This window comes from Marilutibacter spongiae (assembly GCF_014145325.1).
GTDB classification, from domain to species: Bacteria; Pseudomonadota; Gammaproteobacteria; order Xanthomonadales; family Xanthomonadaceae; genus Marilutibacter; species Marilutibacter spongiae.
In genome coordinates, this window is sequence record NZ_JACHTF010000012.1 from 44,443 (window position 1) to 63,163 (window position 18,721).

22 protein-coding genes are annotated in these 18,721 nt (G+C 70.5%); 10 read left to right on the forward strand and 12 right to left on the reverse strand.

The window, feature by feature from the left end; translation table 11 throughout:
* Position 1 precedes the first annotated feature (1 nt).
* Entirely contained in the window at positions 2–754 is a 753-nt protein-coding gene (locus tag H4F98_RS11620; RefSeq protein WP_182687832.1) for a sulfite exporter TauE/SafE family protein, read from the forward strand.
* A gap of 25 nt (positions 755–779) precedes the next feature.
* Here H4F98_RS11620 and H4F98_RS11625 read toward each other — a convergent pair whose 3' ends face one another.
* The 10 genes from H4F98_RS11625 to H4F98_RS11670 all read right to left on the reverse strand — a co-directional run bounded on the left by H4F98_RS11625 (position 780) and on the right by H4F98_RS11670 (position 7,821).
* Positions 780–1,550, reverse strand: a complete 771-nt coding sequence (locus H4F98_RS11625) for a helix-turn-helix domain-containing protein (RefSeq protein ID WP_182687834.1) — start codon at positions 1,548–1,550, stop codon at positions 780–782.
* 6 nt (positions 1,551–1,556) lie between these two features.
* On the reverse strand, positions 1,557–2,435 hold the full coding sequence (locus H4F98_RS11630; RefSeq protein ID WP_182687836.1) for an N-acetylmuramoyl-L-alanine amidase: 879 nt from the start codon (positions 2,433–2,435) through the stop codon (positions 1,557–1,559).
* Between the two features lie 75 nt (positions 2,436–2,510).
* On the reverse strand, positions 2,511–3,029 hold the full coding sequence (locus H4F98_RS11635) for a DUF1993 domain-containing protein (protein WP_246373136.1): 519 nt from the start codon (positions 3,027–3,029) through the stop codon (positions 2,511–2,513).
* Between the two features lie 114 nt (positions 3,030–3,143).
* A complete protein-coding gene (locus H4F98_RS11640; protein ID WP_182687838.1) occupies positions 3,144–3,854 on the reverse strand; it encodes a hypothetical protein in 711 nt (236 codons plus the stop codon).
* Complete coding sequence (locus H4F98_RS11645; protein WP_182687841.1) at positions 3,851–4,432, reverse strand: hypothetical protein; 582 nt, start codon at positions 4,430–4,432, stop codon at positions 3,851–3,853. Before H4F98_RS11645 ends, H4F98_RS11640 begins: the two co-directional genes overlap by 4 nt.
* 189 nt (positions 4,433–4,621) lie before the next feature.
* A complete protein-coding gene (locus H4F98_RS11650) occupies positions 4,622–5,167 on the reverse strand; it encodes a lipocalin family protein (RefSeq protein WP_182687843.1) in 546 nt (181 codons plus the stop codon).
* 76 nt (positions 5,168–5,243) lie between these two features.
* Positions 5,244–5,675: a hypothetical protein gene (locus H4F98_RS11655; protein WP_182687846.1), complete on the reverse strand. Its 432-nt coding sequence runs from the start codon at positions 5,673–5,675 to the stop codon at positions 5,244–5,246.
* A 55-nt stretch (positions 5,676–5,730) separates the two neighbouring features.
* Positions 5,731–6,165 carry a hypothetical protein gene (locus tag H4F98_RS11660; protein WP_182687848.1) on the reverse strand — a complete coding sequence of 145 codons (435 nt, stop codon included), beginning with the start codon at positions 6,163–6,165 and terminating at the stop codon, positions 5,731–5,733.
* Between the two features lie 130 nt (positions 6,166–6,295).
* Entirely contained in the window at positions 6,296–7,111 is an 816-nt protein-coding gene (locus H4F98_RS11665) for a hypothetical protein (RefSeq protein WP_182687850.1), read from the reverse strand.
* A gap of 101 nt (positions 7,112–7,212) precedes the next feature.
* Positions 7,213–7,821, reverse strand: coding sequence for a hypothetical protein (locus H4F98_RS11670; protein ID WP_182687852.1), 609 nt, complete (start codon positions 7,819–7,821; stop codon positions 7,213–7,215).
* On the opposite strand from H4F98_RS11670, the gene H4F98_RS11675 reads away from it, so the two are divergent.
* The 5 genes from H4F98_RS11675 to H4F98_RS11695 all read left to right on the forward strand — a co-directional run bounded on the left by H4F98_RS11675 (position 7,811) and on the right by H4F98_RS11695 (position 13,698).
* Positions 7,811–8,041 (forward strand): hypothetical protein, encoded by a 231-nt coding sequence (locus H4F98_RS11675; RefSeq protein ID WP_182687854.1) that lies wholly within the window; start codon positions 7,811–7,813, stop codon positions 8,039–8,041. The genes H4F98_RS11670 and H4F98_RS11675 overlap by 11 nt on opposite strands.
* A 227-nt stretch (positions 8,042–8,268) precedes the next feature.
* A complete protein-coding gene (locus H4F98_RS11680; RefSeq protein WP_182687856.1) occupies positions 8,269–10,800 on the forward strand; it encodes a mechanosensitive ion channel family protein in 2,532 nt (843 codons plus the stop codon).
* A gap of 98 nt (positions 10,801–10,898) precedes the next feature.
* Positions 10,899–11,288 (forward strand): RcnB family protein, encoded by a 390-nt coding sequence (locus tag H4F98_RS11685; RefSeq protein WP_182687858.1) that lies wholly within the window; start codon positions 10,899–10,901, stop codon positions 11,286–11,288.
* A gap of 1,947 nt (positions 11,289–13,235) precedes the next feature.
* Positions 13,236–13,523, forward strand: coding sequence for a DUF427 domain-containing protein (locus H4F98_RS11690; protein ID WP_182687860.1), 288 nt, complete (start codon positions 13,236–13,238; stop codon positions 13,521–13,523).
* A gap of 4 nt (positions 13,524–13,527) precedes the next feature.
* Positions 13,528–13,698, forward strand: coding sequence for a hypothetical protein (locus tag H4F98_RS11695; protein ID WP_182687862.1), 171 nt, complete (start codon positions 13,528–13,530; stop codon positions 13,696–13,698).
* Between the two features lie 28 nt (positions 13,699–13,726).
* Here H4F98_RS11695 and H4F98_RS11700 read toward each other — a convergent pair whose 3' ends face one another.
* On the reverse strand, positions 13,727–14,938 hold the full coding sequence (locus H4F98_RS11700; protein WP_182687864.1) for an MFS transporter: 1,212 nt from the start codon (positions 14,936–14,938) through the stop codon (positions 13,727–13,729).
* 188 nt (positions 14,939–15,126) lie between these two features.
* Between H4F98_RS11700 and H4F98_RS11705 the strand changes: the two genes are divergently transcribed.
* From H4F98_RS11705 to H4F98_RS11715, 3 genes are all read left to right on the forward strand, one after another.
* On the forward strand, positions 15,127–15,429 hold the full coding sequence (locus tag H4F98_RS11705; protein WP_182687866.1) for a hypothetical protein: 303 nt from the start codon (positions 15,127–15,129) through the stop codon (positions 15,427–15,429).
* An 80-nt stretch (positions 15,430–15,509) separates the two neighbouring features.
* Positions 15,510–15,923, forward strand: coding sequence for a g-type lysozyme inhibitor (locus H4F98_RS11710; RefSeq protein ID WP_182687868.1), 414 nt, complete (start codon positions 15,510–15,512; stop codon positions 15,921–15,923).
* A gap of 135 nt (positions 15,924–16,058) precedes the next feature.
* The gene (locus tag H4F98_RS11715; RefSeq protein WP_182687870.1) at positions 16,059–16,829 is read left to right on the forward strand and encodes an SDR family oxidoreductase; all 771 of its coding nucleotides are present in this window, start codon (positions 16,059–16,061) and stop codon (positions 16,827–16,829) included.
* A 9-nt stretch (positions 16,830–16,838) separates the two neighbouring features.
* Here H4F98_RS11715 and H4F98_RS11720 read toward each other — a convergent pair whose 3' ends face one another.
* Positions 16,839–17,306, reverse strand: a complete 468-nt coding sequence (locus H4F98_RS11720) for an Lrp/AsnC family transcriptional regulator (protein WP_182687872.1) — start codon at positions 17,304–17,306, stop codon at positions 16,839–16,841.
* A 162-nt stretch (positions 17,307–17,468) separates the two neighbouring features.
* Between H4F98_RS11720 and ald the strand changes: the two genes are divergently transcribed.
* A complete protein-coding gene (gene ald / locus H4F98_RS11725; protein WP_182687874.1) occupies positions 17,469–18,587 on the forward strand; it encodes an alanine dehydrogenase in 1,119 nt (372 codons plus the stop codon).
* Positions 18,588–18,721: the final 134 nt, after the last annotated feature.

Here is an 18,721-nt window from a genome sequence, read left to right on the forward strand (position 1 = left end):
CATGCCGATCGACTGGCTGACCCTGGGCGCGGCCCTGCTCAGCGGCCTGCTGGGCGGCCTGCACTGCGCCGCGATGTGCGGCGGCATCGCCACCGGCTTCCCGGCGCTGCAGGGGGTTAGTCCCGCCGCCGTGCCGGCGCGCGCACGCTGGGCGCCGGCGCTGGACGCCAACCTCGGTCGCGTCGCTGGCTACGTGGTGGCCGGCGCCATCGCCGGCGGGGTCGGCCAGGGAATCCTGCGCGTCGCCCAGGTCGAAAGCCTGGCGACCGGCTTGCGCATGCTGGTCGGCGCCGTGCTGGTGCTGGTCGCACTGCGCCTGCTCGACCGCGGCGGGCGCCTCGCCTTCCTCGCCCGGCTGGGACAGGGTTTCTGGCAACGCATCCGCCCGCTGCAGGCACGCCTGCTGCCGGCCAACACCCGTCCACGCCGGCTGGCGCTGGGCATGTTGTGGGGCTGGTTGCCCTGCGGGCTGAGCACGACCCTGCTGCTGGCGGCCTGGCTGCAGGCCGACGCACTGAACGGTGCACTGACGATGGCCGCGTTCGGCCTGGGCACGCTGCCGGTGATGCTGCCCCTGACCTGGTCGGGTGCGCACGTGGGCCGTCACCTGAAGGACCCGCGTTGGCGCGTCCCGGCGGCCCTGCTGGTGCTGGCGGCGGGCCTGTTGACCCTGTCGGCGCCCTGGCTGATGCGGGTTCCGGCCCTGCACGGGCTGCTGGCGGCGCTGGGTTGCGGCAGCTTGCCCGCGCCCTAGCCGGCGCAGGCCACGGCGACGGGTCTCAAGCCTGCCGGCGCTTGCCGGGCTCGGTCTCGGCGCAGCCGCTGCGTGCGTGCGCGAGGGCGCTGAGCGCCTCGCCGTCGAGCACCTCCACGCGCCGCCCGTGCACCGCCAGCACGCCGTCTTCCTGCATGCGGGTAAGCCCGCGGCTGACGGTCTCGAGCGCGAGGCCGAGGTAGCGCGCGACCTCCTCTCGGCTCATCGGCAGGCGGAACTCGCGCGCGGACTGGCCGATCTGGGCGTAACGTTCGGACAGGCCCAGCAGGAACAACGCCAGGCGCTCGTGGGCCTGGCGCCGGACCAGCAGGTCGGTGTGCATGTGGTCGCGGTCCATGCTGCGGCCGATGACGCGCAACAGCTGCTCGTGCAGGCCGGGCAGCTGCAGGGCCACCGCCGTCAAGCGGTCCAGCGGCACCTCGCAGACGTTGGAGTCGACCAGGGCGACCGCTTCGCAGCGATGCGCGCCCTCGCCCAGTCCGTCCAGGCCGATCAGTTCGCCGGGCAGGTGGAAGCCGGTGATCTGCTCCTCGCCCGACTCGCTGAGGCTGGCGGTCTTGAAGGCACCGCCGCTGGCGACGAAGACCGCCCCCAGGGGATCGCCGATCCGGTACAGGCGCTCGCCGCGGCGCAGTGTGCGCGGGCGACGGACGATCGCTTCCAGCCGTGCCAGCGCATCGACGCCGATGCCGGCGGGCAGGCACAATTGCTGCAAGGAACAGTGCGCGCAGCTGCGACGCAGGTGCGCCAGGTCGACGGAGACGGCTTCGTTCATCGGCGCCTATTGTCGCACGCCGCCGCCGCGGGTCGCCCTTGCCGATGCGGCCGCCTCGTCGTCCGGCGCCGGCGCGAGGCCGGGCAGGGCCCGGTCGCCGCGCCCGAGGCGCTGGCGTTCGAGGTCGTGGAGGATGTCGAAGTCGCCGGGCCGCCACGCGCCCCGGGCCATGTGGCCGTCTTCTTCGAGCGTGCATTCATGGGCGCGGAAGTGCCGCTGGAACGCGCAGCGCGCGGCCTCCGGGTCGGCAAGGTCGTAGCCGACCAGGCGCAGGGCCCGCCAGGGGTCGAAGTCGTCCGGCGCGGGCGCGGGCGCAGCGCGCGGCCACAGGCCGAAGCCGGCTTCGGCCAGTCGCGCCCACGGGAACACGGCACTGGGATCGCGCTTGCGCGCCGGTGCCAGGTCGGCATGGCCGATGACCTGCGCGCGCGGGATGCCGGTACGCGCGACGATGTCCTCCAGCAGGCGCAGCAGGGCCTCGAGCTGCGCGTCCGGGAACGGCGAATGGCCGTCGTTGTCGATCTCGATGCCGATCGAGGCGGAGTTCAGGTCGTCCTGGCCCTGCCACCGGCCGGCGCCGGCGTGCCAGGCACGCAACTGCTCGGGCACCAGCTGGTACAGGCGGCCGTCGCGGCCGACCAGGTAGTGCGCGCTCACCGGGCCGCCGGCATTCCCGGTCTGCAGGGTGTGCAGGGCGGCCTCGGCGCTTTCCATGTCGGTGTGGTGCAGTACCACCAGGCGCGCGCGGCGGACGTCGTGGTTGGGCGAGCCACGCCATTCGGCCAGGGGATTGCGCGGCGGCGCGCTGGCGCAGGCCGCCAGCAGGGCGCAGGCCAGGGCCGCGACAAGCAGCCCTCGAGGGAAAACGGGACGGATCAGGCGCATGGCGGGGTCGATGCGGGTGGGCCGGATGCCCACCCTACTTCATCGCGCGTCGCGCGGGCGCGGCACGCGCGCGGCTCAGCGCTCGATGTCGGCGCCCATGTAGTCCAGCTTGCCCAGCCTGACGCCCGACTTGCGCAGCACGGCGTAGGCGATGCTGGCATGGAAGTAGAAGTTCGGATAGACGAAGCCCACCAGGTAGTCCTGCCCCTTGAACTCGAGCGTGCGCGGGCCGAACTTGAGCTGGATGTCGCGCGCTTCGCTGCCGTCGACCTGCTCGGGCGACAGGCTGCGCAGGAACGCGATGGCGCGGTCCAGGCGCGCATACAACTGCGCGAAATCCGTTTCGTCGTCGGCGAACGCCGGCGGTTCGATCCCGGCCAGGCGGGCGGCGCCGTTCTTGACCATGTCGGTGGCGATCTGCACCTGCCTCACCAGCGGCAGCATGTCCGGGGCGAGCCTGGCCTGCAGCAGCGCCTCGGGCGCGTACTCGTGCGCCTGCGCGTGGGCCTCGCCCTTGCGCAGTACATGCGCCAGGTTCTGCAGGCCCTGGATGAAGCCGGGCACCGATGCGGTGTACATGGAGATCGTGGTCATGCGCCTTCCTGTTCGCGGTGGGGGAGCGGCAAGGCTACGCCGCGCCCACGGACGCGAACAGGCGGCAGGCCGGGAATCAGCGTCCCGCGGCGCGGACAATCCCACGCGCGCCGGTCACTCCGGCGGCGAGCCGTACTTGGCCTGCATGAAGTTGTGGTAGATCCAGCCGTAGCGCTGGTACCAGTCGTCTTCGCCGTAGTGCTCGGCCTCGCACTGGCCCAGCTCCTTCAGCGCGCCCTGCAGGCCGTCGAGGTACTGGCCGGCCTTGTGCGTGTAGGTCTGCTTGAGCTTGCCGACGGCCTGCTCGATCTGCGGCTTGCCCTGCAGCTGCCAGGACAGTCCGGAGACGGCGTGGATGCCCGACGCGCTGTCGCCGAAGGCCATCGCCGAGTTGGCCATCTTCACGTTGGCCGCGGTGATGCAGCGCGCGCGCTCGATGTAGAAGCGGTTGAAGTCGATCTTGCGCACCGCTTCCTCGTAGCACTGCCGGCACGCATCGCCCTCGGCGCAATGCGAGGGCACGGTGGGGCCCGAGCTGTCGGTATACGCCGAGCCGCAGCCGGCCTCGGTCGCGTCGAGCGCGTCGAGGTCGTTCAGCAAGGTGTTGGCGTCGCGCGCCACGCCGATCGCATCGCTGTCGACCAGCACGTCGATGATGTCCAGCGCGCGATCGCCGTCCATGCCATCGAAGAAGCTCTCCCAGTCGCCCTCCGTCGCCGGCGGGCCGTCGCCCGACTGTGCGGAGGCGGCCACCGCGACCAGTGCCGCCATCGCAAGCACGCCGAGCCGAAGCCCGGCCAGAATCCCGCCCCGTGCACGCTTCATGTCCGCTTCCTCCGCATCATCAGGACCGCCATCACCGCGACCGCCAGCACCAGCAGGCCGATCACCGCCCAGGTCCAGGGGAATCCGCCGCCGCCGTCGAAGGCGCTGGCATCCACCACCACCGGGGCGAAGTCGGGCTTGGTCTCCTCGCCCACCCAGACCAGCAGCCGGTACGGCGTGTCGGCTTCGTCGGCACTGACCGACACCTGGAATTCGCCCTCGGTGCGGAACAGGAAGCGCAGGGGGGCTTCGTCCGTGCTGCCCTCGCGCAGGGGCTGGTTCCAGGCGTACTTGGTGATCGACAGGGCGACCTCGTCGCCCGCCTCCACCGGTCGCAGCACCACCCCGACGGGGTTCATGTAGGAAATGCCCTCGAGCAGGAAACGCTGCGGCGTGCGGCCGGCGCGGCCTTTCACGACCACGGCCTTGCCGGTGTCCACGCCCGCCAGCGCCTTGGGTTCGAGCCGGATGGTCATCGGCTTGCCGGCCTCCTGCGCCACCGCCAGCCCGGCCAGCATCGCCAGTAGCGACGCCGCCACGCAGGCCCCGAGGTACCGCCTGATCCGTTCCTTCGTCATGCATGCCTCCCCGGCGTCAACGCCCTGCCTGCAATCACGAACGCAATCGGTACGGAAATCCCGCCATCCGCCGCGCGCGCTCCCCGGCCCAGTATCGCCACAGGAGGACCGCGACGACGACGCCAGCGCGGCACGAACGGGCGTAGCGGGCCGCCGAACGGTCGGATATGCCCCTCCGGGCCCTGGGCCTCAGTCGACCTGCGACATCATCACCAGCTCGTCGACGGGATATCCGCGCTGCGCGGCGCGCTCGCGTAGGGCCTCGAAGCGCTCGCGGTCCATCGTCGGCGTGCGCGAGAGGATCCACAGGTAGTCCTTGCCCGGCGAACCGACCACCGCCCACTCGTAGTCCGGCCCGGTCTCGAGCACCCAGTAGTCGCCCCAGACCATCGGCAGCCAGGACAGCCAGTCAGGGGCGAAGCGGACCTCGAGCTGGCCCTGGGCATCGCCCGCCGGCCGCGCGGTGCCTTCGGCGACATCCATGCTGCCGTCGTCCGTGCGGCACGCGTTGCGCACGCCGATCAGGCCGTCCTCGCGCGGCGTGTAGGTCGCGGTGACGTCGCCGACGCACTGATTCTGGAAGAACATCGGCAGATGGGCGATCTCGTGCCACTGGCCACTGTAGCGTTGCAGGTCGAGCGTTTCGACCGGCACGTTGGGGAGCGGGTCGGCGGCGCGCACGGGCGCCACGAGCAGGGCCGGGACCAGGCCCAGGGCAAGCAGGGATGTGCGCATCGGAGACTCCGGGTCGTCGAAACCCCGGACCTTCGTCGCTGCCGCGTCGTCGCGGCGTGATGCGCGCGACCGCGATTCAGCCAAGCCAGCCGCGCGCGGTGCAGCGTCGCGCATACAGCCACAGCGCGACGCACACGACGACGATCACGATGGGCATCACCACGCTGCTCGGCCCCAGCACGCGGTAGGCGTCGGTGAGCGCGAACACGCCGCCGAACTGCAACGCAGCGCCGATCGCCGACAGCAGGAACAGGGCCATGGCGATGCGCTTGCGCAACAGCAGCGCCAGTGCACCCAGCGTGCCGCCGAAGACCGCGGCGGCATAGCTGGCCTCGATCCAGACCGGCATCTGCGCGTAGAGCGCCTGCTGGCCGGGCGGCAACGCCGCCAGCGTCGCAGGCGACATGGTCACCTGACCGATGAACGTCGCCACGCCCACCAGGTTCCAGGCGAGCGCGATGGCGCCCACGATCCAGAACCCCTTCGACGGTTTGTTGGAAGTTGCCATGTCCCGCTCCCGATCCGGTCTGGGCGCCAGCATACGCCCGCGGGCCGCGGCGGGCTCAGTGCGCGAGCGGCGGCGCCCCGCCGGCGGGACCGGCGCCCGGCGCGGACTCGGACAGGCGTTCCACCCGCTCGGCCTCGAGCATGTCCAGGTAACGGGGCAACGAATGCCCCGCCGCGGTGGCCTCGTGCGTGGCCGCGGTGTCCAGGGCCGCCGACACGTGCAGCTCCAGGTTGCGGCCCGTGCGCTCCTGCACCGCGACGGCGTGCTTGAGCATGGCCAGCATCATCGCCGGGCTTTCGGTGGCGGTCACGGACTTGCCACCCAGGACGAGCACCCATTCCCCGTCGCGGAACCCGGCGCCGCCGACCACGCCGCCATCGTCTCCGACCAGTTGCGCATGCGGTTGCAGGGTCCCGCCCAGGCGACGGATGGGACGCGCGGGAGCCTGCTTGCGGCGGATGTCGCGGCGCGCCTTGGACTGTCTGGACATGGGGCCCCCTGCCGGCTCTGGATGGTCTGGGCGGTCGCTCGCGCCGCCCGGGCCAGCTTACCCGAGCCACGGCCGATGGCGGAGTCCACGCGCGGCGTGCGTTCAGCTGCCGCGCGCCACGCCCTCGCGCCTAGTCGGCGTCCGTCGCGTCGACGGGGGCGTCGGGGTCGGCATCGCAGGACGCATGGCCGTCCGGCGAGGCCCCCTCGGCCGGTGCATAGGCGTAGTGCCAGGGTTCGCGCGGGCTGCGCAGCGGGCCTTCGAAGGCTGGGGATTCGGCCATGACCTCGGCCAGCCTGCGCGCCCAGCCGCCCTCGATCCAGTCCGCATCGATGCGCCGCGAATCGGTACCCGCGACCAGCACCTCGCCCTGCAAGACCTGGAAATCGAAGGCGCGCGCCTGGCCATGCGCGGACAGGCCCGGCGCGGCCAGGTTGGCGGGCGGATCGGGCCGCCAGCCCCGTACCCATTCGGCGAACGTCGAAGGCGCCGCCACGCACGCCTCCGCGGCGGCACGCGCCATGGCCTCGGCCGCGACGCCGACCGAGGCGTTCGTGTTCCATCGCTCGAGCTGGGTATCCAGGCTGCGCGCGCGGGTGTTCACGTACAGGCTGTAGCCGGGATTGCGCTCGGCGAAGCGCGCCTGCGCCCAGGCCAGGGCCGCGAGCGCCTCCTCGTGCGCCGGGGACTGCTCGTATGCGCCGACCTCGGCGTCGGTCCAGCTCCAGCGCGCGCCGACATCCCCGGCCCGCAGGTACGAACGCAGGGCCAACAGCTGGCGCGGCAGGCCGTCGATCCCGCGCAGGGCCGACGCGGGTTTCGACGGCAGCGCCGCGGCCGCGCGTGCGACGCAGGCCTGCAGTTCGTCGGTGGCGGATTGCGCGACCGCCAGCGCCGGCAACAGCCAGGTTGCGGCGATCACGCCACGCATGGACCGGAACGTCATCGCGACCTCCATCGCCGGGGAATGCGGACACGCTACCGGCTTGCGCGCGACGGTGCATCCCGCCGCGAAGGCCACGCGCTCCGGCTCGCCATCACCTGCCGTCAATGCCGCGCGTGATACCCCATGGACACGACGCGGCATGGACCGCATACGACGGAGGCACCCATGGCAACACCCACACGCAAGGCGGCGGCCACCAAGAAGGCCATCAAGAAGACCGCAAGCAAGGCCGTGAGCACGGCGCGCGCGTCGCTGCGCAACGCCAGTGCAAGCGCGAAGAAGGAAGCCAAGGCCCTGAAGGCGAGCAAGCGTGCGCGCACCGCCCGGGCCGGCACGCCCACCCCCGCGACGAAGAAAACCACGAAGAAGGCCGCCGCCCCGGCACGCAGCGCGGGCGCGAAGGCCACGAAGAAAACCCCGGCAGCCAAGGCCTCCGCGAAGAAGACGACGACCAGGAAGCCGGCAGCCCGGAAGACGGTGGCGAAGAAGGCCGCGACCAGCAAGCCAGCGACGAAGAAGACCGTGAAGAAGGCCGCGCCGAAGAAGGCCGCCGCCAAATCCACTGCGCGCACGTCCGCCGGCACGAAGAAGGCGGCAACGAAGAAAGTCGCCACGGCCAAGCCGACCCCTGTCCGCAAAACCCCCACGAAGAAGACCGCGAAGAAGGCGGCCAAGCGCCGGATCACGCCGCGGCAGGCCTTGGCCAACACCCGCAAGCTGCTCGCCGCCAAGCAGGAACACGACCGCCAGCCGGCGCCGTGGCAGGAGATCGGCGAGCACCATGGCCATGTCGACCATGCGGGCTACCAGTCCGATGCCGCCCGCAGCAAGGCGGTCGACCTGCACGCCGCCGAGAGCCGCGTCCAGGCGATCCAGGGCAGCATCAGCACCCATGACCGCCACGCCCAGGGCAAGCGCGACAACCGTTGAGGGGAGGTGCCGCCGCCCCGGCCGCCGGGGCGGCGGCGCATCGACGGCGCGTTGACGGCGAGCCGACACCGGGCACCCGCGTGGTCTCGCGTGCCGCCAGGATGCAACCGCGCCGCGGCGCGCCGCCCTCGTCGGCGCTGCTAGACTTCCGGCAGCACCGGAACACCACGCGAGCGCCTCGCGTCGCGGTCCCGGCGCCTCCGGCCATGCCAGCCCCGGGAGTCCCGATGACGCGTCGCTTCGCCCTCCTCGCCTGCCTGCTCCTGCCCTGGGCACTTGCATCGACACCGGCCGTGGCGGCCCAGGACATCGCCAGCGTACTGACCGGCGAGGAGAATGAAGCGCCGAAGGCGATCGAATTCGCCGACATCCCCGACCAGGCCAATGCCGATGAGCGCTTCGCCGAGGGGGTGGTGCTGCAGTCCAGGCGGCGCGACTCCGTGGCGTCGCTGCAGAAACGCCTGGCGGCGATCGAGAGCTCGACCCGACAGAAGGCGCGACTGGCCGAAGGCGAAGACCTGCAGACGCTGCCCGTCCTGCGGCTGGAGAGCCTGGACCGGCACTGGGGCTTCGATGCCCGCCTGTTCGAGCGCTGGCGCGCCGACCTCAAGCAGGCGAGCGCGCCCTACGTGGAGTCCGCGGCCGAGATCGCCACCCGGCGCGCGGCCTGGGAGGCCACGCGCGCGGCCAATGCCGACGGCAGCATGCCCAAGGCGCTGTCGGACCGCATCGACGAGGTCCTGGGCTATCTGGGCCGGGCGGAGAGCGCACTGTCCGCGCCGCTGGCGCAGTACATCGAGCTGGGGCGCCAGGCCAACACGCTGGAGGCGCGGATCGACGCCGGGCGCCAGGAAGTGGCGGCGGCCATCGCCGACATCGACCGTCGCCTGGTGCACATGGACGCGCCGCCGATCTGGGCCCTGGGCGGCAGCGGTCACGAGTCCGACGCCTCGCTGGCGGCCTTGAAGACCGGCCTGACGATCGAGGCCGACTTCCTCAAGCAGTACAGCGCCTCGAACGTCGACCACCAACGGCTGCTCAACATCGTGCAGCTGCTCCTGCTGCCGCTGCTGGTCTGGCTGAGTTTCTACTATCGACGCCACCAGGCACGGCTCCCACATGGGTCCGGGGCGGACGCCGCGACCGCGGGGCGGGCCTCGCTGCTGGAAGCTTCCGAGAACGTCCTCCACCGGCCCATCTCGGCGTGGCTGCTGCTGTCGATGATGGCGGTGCTGGCGCTGGAACCCGACGCCCCGCTGCTGCTGCACCAGATGGTCATGCTGATCGCCCTGGTGCCCACGCTGCGCCTGCTGCCCGCCCGCGTGTTCGAGCTGTTCGGGCCCTGGCCCTACGTCGCCACCGGCCTGTACCTGTTGCAGCGCCTGGGCTTCCTGTTCATGGGCAACGTCCTGATGTACCGGACGTACTCGCTGTCCATCACCCTGCTGGCCCTGGCCCTGACCCTGTGGCTGCTGTGGCGCTCGCGGCGCAAGGCACCCACGAAAGGCCTGCAGGGCCGGGCGCGCACCGCGATCCACGTCGTCGGCTGGACCGGCGTCGGGATGCTGGCGGTGTCGGCGCTGTCCAACGTGCTGGGCAATGTCTCGCTGGCGGAGATGCTCACCGGCGGACTGCTCGACAGCGGCTACATGGCCTTGATGCTCTACGCCGCGGTCGCGGTGTTCCTGGCGCTGCTGCGACTGACCTTCGCCCAGCCCGGCCTGTCGAAACTGCGCATGGCACGCTTGCGCGACGGCTCGATGATGCGCGGCTTCAGCCGCCTGCTCGGCGTCGTCGCGGTGATCGCCTGGCTGGGCTTCACCGCCAACCGCTTCCGCCTGTTCCGGCCGATCTATTCGACGGCCAGCGGCATCCTGTCGCACGAGTTCACCATCGGCGCGCTCAGCATCACCCTGGGGCACGTGCTGGTGTTCATCGTGTCGGTCGTGGTGGCGTTCTGGGCGGCCAAGCTGGTGCGCTTCGTGCTGCACGAAGAAGTGCTGCCGAAGATGTCGCTGCCGCGCGGCGTCGACAACAGCGTCGCCTCGCTGTCCTACTACGCGGTGCTACTGCTGGGCTTCATGCTCGCCCTCACCGCGACCGGCTTCGAGGTCAGCCAGCTGGCCTTCGTGTTCGGTGCGCTCGGCGTGGGCATCGGCTTCGGCCTGCAGAACGTGGTCAACAACTTCGTCTCCGGCCTGATCCTGATGTTCGAACGCCCGATCCAGCCCGGCGACGTGGTCGACATCACCGGCACCTCGGGCAGCGTGCGCGAGATCGGCATGCGCGCGACCGTCATCAAGACCTTCGACGGCGCCGACGTAGTGGTGCCCAACGGCACCCTGCTCTCGGAGAACCTGGTCAACTGGACCCTGCGCGACATGTTCCGACGCATCGAGATCAACTTGGGCGTGGCCTACGGCGCCGACCCCAACCAGGTGATCGAATTGATGACCGAAGTGATCACGACCGACGAGTCGATTTCCCGCCACCCCGAACCCACGGTGTTCTTCATGGCCTTCGGCGCGAGTTCACTGGACTTCTCGATCCGGGCCTGGACGCGCGACTACAACAACTGGGTCGGCATCCGCAGCCGCCTGTTGACCCGGATCTATGCCGTGCTCAACGAGAACGGGATCGAGATCCCCTTCCCGCAGCAGGACCTCCACCTGCGCAGCGTATCGGAGGCGGCACGCGCCGCGCTGGGCCCGCCGCCGCCCGAATCGAAGTCCGACGCCGGTCCCGAACCGGCCACCTGAACCGTTGTAGCGTATTCAGCCAATTCTGGCCGAACATTCACGCCACCCCGCCTAGGGTGGTCCCATGTCCACCGAACGCCTCTGCAAGGAGGAATGCCATGAACAATCGACGCACCCACATCGCCACCGTCATCGCCGTGCTGGCCCTGGCCACCACGCCGGCCCTGGCTGGGAATGGCAACGGCCAGGGCAAGAACAAGGGTCACGGCGGTCCGCCGGCCCATGTCGAGCACGGCCCGCCGGGCAATGCCCCGCACGACAATGGCCGACACGACAACGGCCAGCACCTGGGCTGGTACAAGCAGCAGTGGAAGCGCGGCGACCGCGTCCCGCTGGCCTACATCGAGCCGCGTTACTACCTCGATGACTATCGCGACTACCACCTGCATGCGCCGCCGCGCGGCTACCGCTGGGTCCGCCCGATGGACGGCCGCTACCTGCTGGTCGAGATCGCCACCGGCGTGATCAGCGAGGTGCTGGGCTACTGATCCCGGCGATGTCGCACGCATCGTGCCACACGAGGCCCCGCCGACGCGGGGCCTTTTTTCTGCTCGTAACCCGGGAGCGGGTGGCGCATGCCGTCATCCCAGCTTTCGCTGGGATGACGGTGGGTGGTGTCGTAGCAAGGTAGGATGGGTAGCGCGAAGCAAAACCCATCGCGCGTCGTGCGTGCGGCTCCGCGAAGGTGGGTTTCGCCTTCGGCTCTACCCACCCTACGGCCCTGAGCCCGGCGATGTCGCAACAGCCACGGCACGGCCGAACCCCGTCCTGCGGCCCAAGTACTGCCCCCCCACATCAGGGCCCCGGGGCGCTTCGCTTACCCGGCCTACGCAGCGAGTCGCCTTTGCGGTTGCCTTGCGATCCCACGCCGCTCGTAGGATGGGTAGCGCGAAGCAAAACCCATCTCACGTCGTGCGTGCGGCTTCGCGAAGGTGGGTTTCGCCTTCGGCTCTACCCACCCTACGGCCCTGCCCCCCACATCAGGGCCCCGGGGCGCTTCGCTTACCCGGCCTACGCAGCGAGTCGCCTTTGCGGTTGCCTCGCGATCTCACGCCCCTCGTAGGATGGGTAGCGCGAAGCAAAACCCATCGCGCTTCGTGCGTGCGGCTTCGCGAAGGTGGGTTTCGCCTTCGGCTCTACCCACCCTACGGCCCTGCCCCCCACATCAGGGCCCCGGGAGCGCTTTGCTTACCCGGCCTACGCAGCGAGTCGCCTTTGCGGTTGCCTCGCGATCCCACGCCCCTCGTAGGATGGGTAGCGCGAAGCAAAACCCATCGCGCGTCGTGCGTGCGGCTTCGCGAAGGTGGGTTTCGCCTTCGGCTCTACCCACCCTACGGCCCTGCCCCCCACATCAGGGCCACGGGAGCGCTTCGCTTTCCCGGCCTACGCAGCGAGTCGCCTTTGCGGTTGCCTTGCGATCCCACGCCCCTCGTAGGATGGGTAGCGCGAAGCAAAACCCATCTCACGTCGTGCGTGCGGCTTCGCGAAGGTGGGTTTCGCCTTCGGCTCTACCCACCCTACGGCCCTGAGCCCCACATCAGGGCCCCGGGGCGCTTCGCTTACCCGGCCTACGCAGCGAGTCGCCTTTGCGGTTGCCTCGCGATCCCACGCCCCTCGTAGGATGGGTAGCGCGAAGCAAAACCCATCTCACGTCGTGCGTGCGGCTTCGCGAAGGTGGGTTTCGCCTTCGGCTCTACCCACCCTACGGCCCTGCCCCCCACATCAGGGCCACGGGAGCGCTTTGCTTACCCGGCCTACGCAGCGAGTCGCCTTTGCGGTTGCCTCGCGATCCCACGCCCCTCGTAGGATGGGTAGCGCGAAGCAAAACCCATCGCGCGTCGTGCGTGCGGCTCCGCGAAGGTGGGTTTCGCCTTCGGCTCTACCCACCCTACGGCCCTGAGCCCCACATCAGGGCCCCGGGGCGCTTCGCTTACCCGGCCTACGCAGCGAGTCGCCTTTGCGGTTGCCTTGCGATCCCACGCCCCTCGTAGGATGGGTAGCGCGAAGCAAAACCCATCTCACGTCGTGCGTGCGGCTTCGCGAAGGTGGGTTTCGCCTTCGGCTCTACCCACCCTACGGCCCTGCCCCCCACATCAGGGCCACGGGAGCGCTTTGCTTACCCGGCCTACGCAGCGAGTCGCCTTTGCGGTTGCCTCGCGATCCCACGCCCCTCGTAGGATGGGTAGCGCGAAGCAAAACCCATCGCGCGTCGTGCGTGCGGCTCCGCGAAGGTGGGTTTCGCCTTCGGCTCTACCCACCCTACGGCCCTGACCCCGGCCACGTCGCGCGCATCGTGCCACACCAGGCCCCGCCGGCGCGGGGCCTTTTCCTTCCTGCGCCCGTGTTTCAGGCGCCTGCGGAATCCATCGTGGTCCGTGCCACGGCGTCGACGCCGGCTGCGCTATGGTCGTCGCTCCCCACCGGAGACCGACGCCATGACCACTGCCCACTGGCACGGCACCGAACTGGCCCGCAGCGACGCGACCGTGGAGGTCGAGGGCAACGCCTATTTCCCGCCCGGCTCGCTGCACATCGAGCACCTGCGTCCCAGCGAGCACACCACGGTCTGCCCGTGGAAAGGCACGGCCCATTACTATGACGTGGTGGTCGGCGACGCCGTCAACGCAAACGCCGCCTGGTACTACCCCGACCCCAAACCGGCGGCCGCGCAGATCAAGGATCGCGTGGCGTTCTGGAAGGGCGTCGTCGTCGACGGGACCTGACGCCATGAACGACCCGGTGCCTCCGTGGAAGAAGCCATCGCCGCGACGCCAGCGCGCGCCGGTGCCGCTGAGCGAGTCGCAGAAGGCCGCGGCGCGCGAACGGGCCGAGGCAGCGGGCCGCCGCTATCCGAACCTGGTCGACAACATGTGGGCGCGCAAGCTGCCACGCGAATAGGCGCTCGGGCGCCAGCCGATGCTTGCGCTCAGGCGGCAGCCTCGCAGGCTGCGGTCGCGCGGCGGCCGGCGGCCGCCCACAGGTAGACCCCCAGGCCCGCCAGCGCGGTGGCGGCGCCGACATAACCGGTCGAGGTCCAGCCATACCCGGCGGTGATGGCCATGCCGCCGAGCCAGGGCCCCAGCGCGTTGGCGGTGTTGAACGCCGAATGGTTGGAGGCCGCGGCGAGGGTCTGCGCGTTGCCGGCGACATCCATCAGGTGCGCCTGCAGGACCGGCGCCAGGGCGCCCATGGTGCCCACGGCGACCACGGCCGGCAGCAGCGTCCACATCGAACCCGCCGCCAGCGGGAAGGCCAGCAGCAGGACCACCGACCAGGCGAGCACGACCGCGATCGCGCGGAACTGCAGGCGGTCGAACAGCCAGCCACCGGCGAGGTTGCCGAGGATGCCGCCGACACCGAAGGCGAGCATGCCCAGCGGCGTCCAGGCCTCGGGCACCCCGGTCACGTGGATCATCGTCGGCGCGAGGTAGCTGAAGACGCAGAACATGCCGGCGAACCCGATCGCACCGATGCCCATCGCCTGCCAGACAGGCTTGCGGTTGAAGTCGCGCAACTCGCGCACGGGGTCGGCGCGCGGCTCGTCCGGATCCGGCGGCAGGGTCCGCGCGACCATCACCACGGTGGCCGTGGCGATCAGCGCGACCAGGCCGAAGGCATGGCGCCATTCGAACTGCTGGCCCAGCCAGGTGGCGAGTGGATTGCCGACCAGCAGCGCCACCGCCAGGCCCAGCAGCACCCGGCTGACGGCAACGCCGCGCTGCGCCGGTGGACTGATCGAAGCGGCGACCAGGGCGGCGACACCGAAGTAGGCGCCGTGCGGCAGGCCCGCAACGAAGCGGAACACCAGCATGGTCGGGTAGTCGGGCGCCAGCGCACTGGCCAGGTTGCCCAGCGCGTAGAAGCCCATCAGCACCAGCAGCATCGGCCGCCGCGGCAGCCGCGCGCCCAGGATCGACAGCAGCGGCGCGCCGACCACGACGCCGATCGCGTAGGCGCTGATCACGTGGCCGACCTGGGTTTCGCCGACGCCCAGGCCCCGCGCGATGTCGGGCATCAGGCCCATCACCACGAATTCGCTGGTGCCGATCGCGAATCCCCCCATCGCCAGGGCGAACAGGATCGCCCGCACCGTGGCCGGAGGCAGGATGCGAGTGGCGGGGGTACCGGCGGCGGTCATGGCGCGTTCAGGGAAGGCGGGAGCCCTCATTATTGTGCATTGCAGCATGCGCTGCCACGCGGTTGCGTGGATCGCTGTGTGCCAGATCCGTCGATTCGACCCGGAATACGTTTGCAACGCGCGCCCACGCACACGTCCGGCTGACATGGGGAACGCGATACTCGGCGCGTTCCCGCCGGAGAATGTCCATGGAGCAGCTCGCGGCCCTGCTGGTCGGAAAGCCGATCAACATCCTGGTCATCGCCTTTCCGTTCCTCCTGGCCGCCTGGTGGCCGACGGCCGCGGTCGCCACGCCGCCGCCATCGCGACGCGCGGTCCGGATCGCGGCGCTGGCCTGGCTGGCCTACGCGGCCTGGGAGATGGTGGTGGCCTGGCGCACGCCGGAGGCCAATATCCGGATCGACCTGCTGGTGATCTGGCCGGTGCTCGCACTGCTGAGCCTGTGGGCGATCTGGCGCTGGATCGCCTTCCTGCGCGCCGTCAGGCGCTGACGGCGCCGGCTGCCTGCGCGCAGCCCCGATGTCCCGGCCTGGCGCCCGCGCGGCGCGGGCCATCCCCGAGGAATACCGCCATGAACCCGCTTCGCCTTCGCTGCCTGCTGGTCCTTGCCCTTGCCCTTGCCCTGCTGCCCCTCGCATCGGCGTCGGCCGCCGACCCCGGGGCCAACCGCCACACCGTGCATTTCGCCCGCGGCACCAGCGAGAGCACCGTCAGCGGCAGCCTGACGGGCTACGACACGGTGAACTACCTGCTCGGCGCGCGCGCCGGCCAGACGATGCACGTCACCCTGTCGGACTCGAACGATGCCTACTTCAACGTGATCGCCCCCGGCGAGGACCATGCGATGGCGGGCGCCCTCGAACTGCAGTCGTGGAGCGGCCCGCTGCCGGCCACGGGCGAGTATCGGATCGAGGTCTTCCAGCCGCGCGCGCAGGCGCGCCGGGGCGGGACGGCGACCTATACGATCCGCTTCGCGATCGAGTAAGCGCAGGCGAGCAGGCTGCATGCCCGTCCGGGAACGCGCATGGGCCGTCCGAAGTGCCATGGCCGATAGTGGCGAGCATCGGCCGGCCCCCTTGACCAGACTGCGCGCTCTTATCGACGCATGGGAGCGCAGGACATGGCGACACGGGCATTGGCGGGCAAGGCCGCCCTCATCACGGGCGCGAGTTCGGGCATCGGCCGCGCGGCCGCGTTGCGCTTCGCGCGGGAAGGCGCGCGGCTGGTCCTAGGCGCGCGCCGGGGCGATGCGTTGGCGGCGCTTGTCGACGAGATCGCGGCCGCGGGCGGCACCGCCGTCGCCTGTACCGGCGACGTGCGCGACGAGGCCCATGCCGATGCACTGGTCGACATCGCGCTCGAGCGTTACGGCCGGCTCGACATCGCCTTCAACAATGCCGGCGGGACCGGCCCGATGGGACCTGTCACCGGCATGTCGCTGGCCGCATGGCGCGAGACGCTCGACACCAACCTCACCGGCACGTTCCTGGGGACCCGCCGCCAGCTGGCGACCATGCTCGATGCAGGGGCGGGGTCGATCATCTGCACCTCCACCTTCGTCGGCCATACCGTCGGCATGCCGGGCATGGCCGCCTACGCCGCGGCCAAGGCCGGCGTGATCGGACTGGTCCAGGTGCTCGCCGCCGAGGCCGGCCCCCGCGGCGTGCGCGTCAACGCGCTGCTGCCGGGGGGTACCGACACGCCCGGCGCCCGCGATTTCCTCGATACACCCGATTCGCGCGCATTCGTCGAAGGCCTGCACGCGCTCAAGCGCGTCGCCGATCCGGCCGAGATCGCCGAGGCGGCCCTGTTCCTGGCCTCGGACGCCTCCAGTTTCGTCACCGGCAGCGCGATGCGCGTCGACGGCGGCGTCTCGATCAACCGCACCTGAGCAGCGGACCTAGACCGGCAGGGCAGTGGTCTTCTTGACCGTGCGCAGCGCCAGCGTCGACTGCACGCGGACCACGCCGGGCAACTGGGTGAGGATCTCGGTGTGGATGCGCTCGAAATCGGCCGCGTCCGCGTAGGCCACGCGCACCATGTAGTCGGCGACGCCGGCGAGCAGGCAGCACTCGGTGACTTCCGGATGGCGCTGGATCGCGTCCTCGAAGGTGTCCAGGGCGGCGCGACCCTGCTGGTCCAGGGTCACCAGCACGAAGGCCGTGCCCGGCAGGCCGGCCATCTCCTCGTCGAGCAGCATCACGTAGCGGGAGATCAGGCCGCGCTCCTCCAGCAGCTTGACCCGGCGCAGGCAGGCCGAGGGCGACAGGTTGATGCGTTGCGCGAGCTCCATGTTGGTCAGGCGGCCGTCCTCCTGCAGCAGCCTGAGGATGGCGCGATCACGGGAATCGAGGGTTGGCTCCGGCATTGGAATAATCTTCTACTGGATGACGGGACATTAGTGATTGATGCGACTTATGAAGCTTAACAGCGATCAGATTGGTCAAAAAGTGCGCGTTCCTTCGATCATAATTTGCCACCTCCCACGCCGACCGCGTCGGCGCCCTTCCCGCCATCGAGAGCCTCCGCCATGCGCATCGGCGTTCCCACCGAAATCAAGAACCACGAGTACCGCGTCGGCCTGGTGCCGGCCTCCGTCCAGGAACTGGTCAACAACGGCCACGAGGTCGTGGTCCAGAGCGGTGCCGGCCTCGGCGTCGACCTGACCGACGAGAACTACGTCGCCGCCGGCGCCAGCATCGCCGCGACCGCCGACGAGGTGTTCGCCCGGGCCGACATGATCGTCAAGGTCAAGGAGCCGCTGGCCGAGGAGCGCAAGAAGCTGCGCAAGGGCCAGATCCTCTTCACCTACCTGCACCTGGCGCCGGACCCGGCGCAGACGAAGGACCTGGTCGACTCCGGCGCGATCTGCATCGCCTACGAGACCGTGACCGCTGCCAACGGTTCGCTGCCGCTGCTGACCCCGATGTCGGAAGTCGCCGGCCGCCTGGCCCCGCAGGTGGGCGCGCATGCGCTCGAGAAGGCCCAGGGCGGCCGCGGCGTGCTGCTCGGCGGCGTCCCCGGCGTCTCGGCGGCGGAAGTCGTCGTGCTCGGCGGCGGCGTGTCGGGCACCCATGCCACCACCATCGCGGTGGGCATGGGCGCCAAGGTCACCGTCGTCGACCGCTCGGCCGACGCGCTCAAGCGCCTGGCCAGCCAGTTCGGCACCTCGATCTCGACGGTGTTCTCCACCCAGGCCGCGATCGAGGAACTGGTGCGCCGCGCCGACCTCCTCATCGGCACCGTGCTGATCCCCGGCGCCGCCGCGCCGAAGCTGGTCACCCGCGAGATGGTCAAGAGCATGAAGCCGGGCTCGGTCATCGTCGACGTCGCCATCGACCAGGGCGGTTGCGTGGAAACCTCGCGCGCCACCACCCATGCCGAGCCGACCTACGTCGTCGACGACGTGGTCCATTACTGCGTGGCCAACATGCCCGGCGCGGTCGCGCGCACGTCGACCTTCGCACTCAACAACGTCACCCTGCCCTTCACCCTGGCGCTGGCCAACAAGGGCTGGAAGAAGGCCCTGGCCGACGATGCGCACCTGCGCAACGGCCTCAACGTCTGCGAAGGCCAGGTGACCTGCGAGCCGGTGGCCCAGGCCCAGGGCCTGTCCTTCGTGAGCGCGGAGTCGGTGATCGGCCTGTAAGCGCGCCATCGCGACACACGACACGATCCAGGCGGCGCCTTCATGGCGCCGCCTTTTTGTTGCGTTGCGACACGCCGGCACGGGCTGGCGCACGGCGCGACGCGCTGCGACACTCGGTCGGACTCCATTGCCCG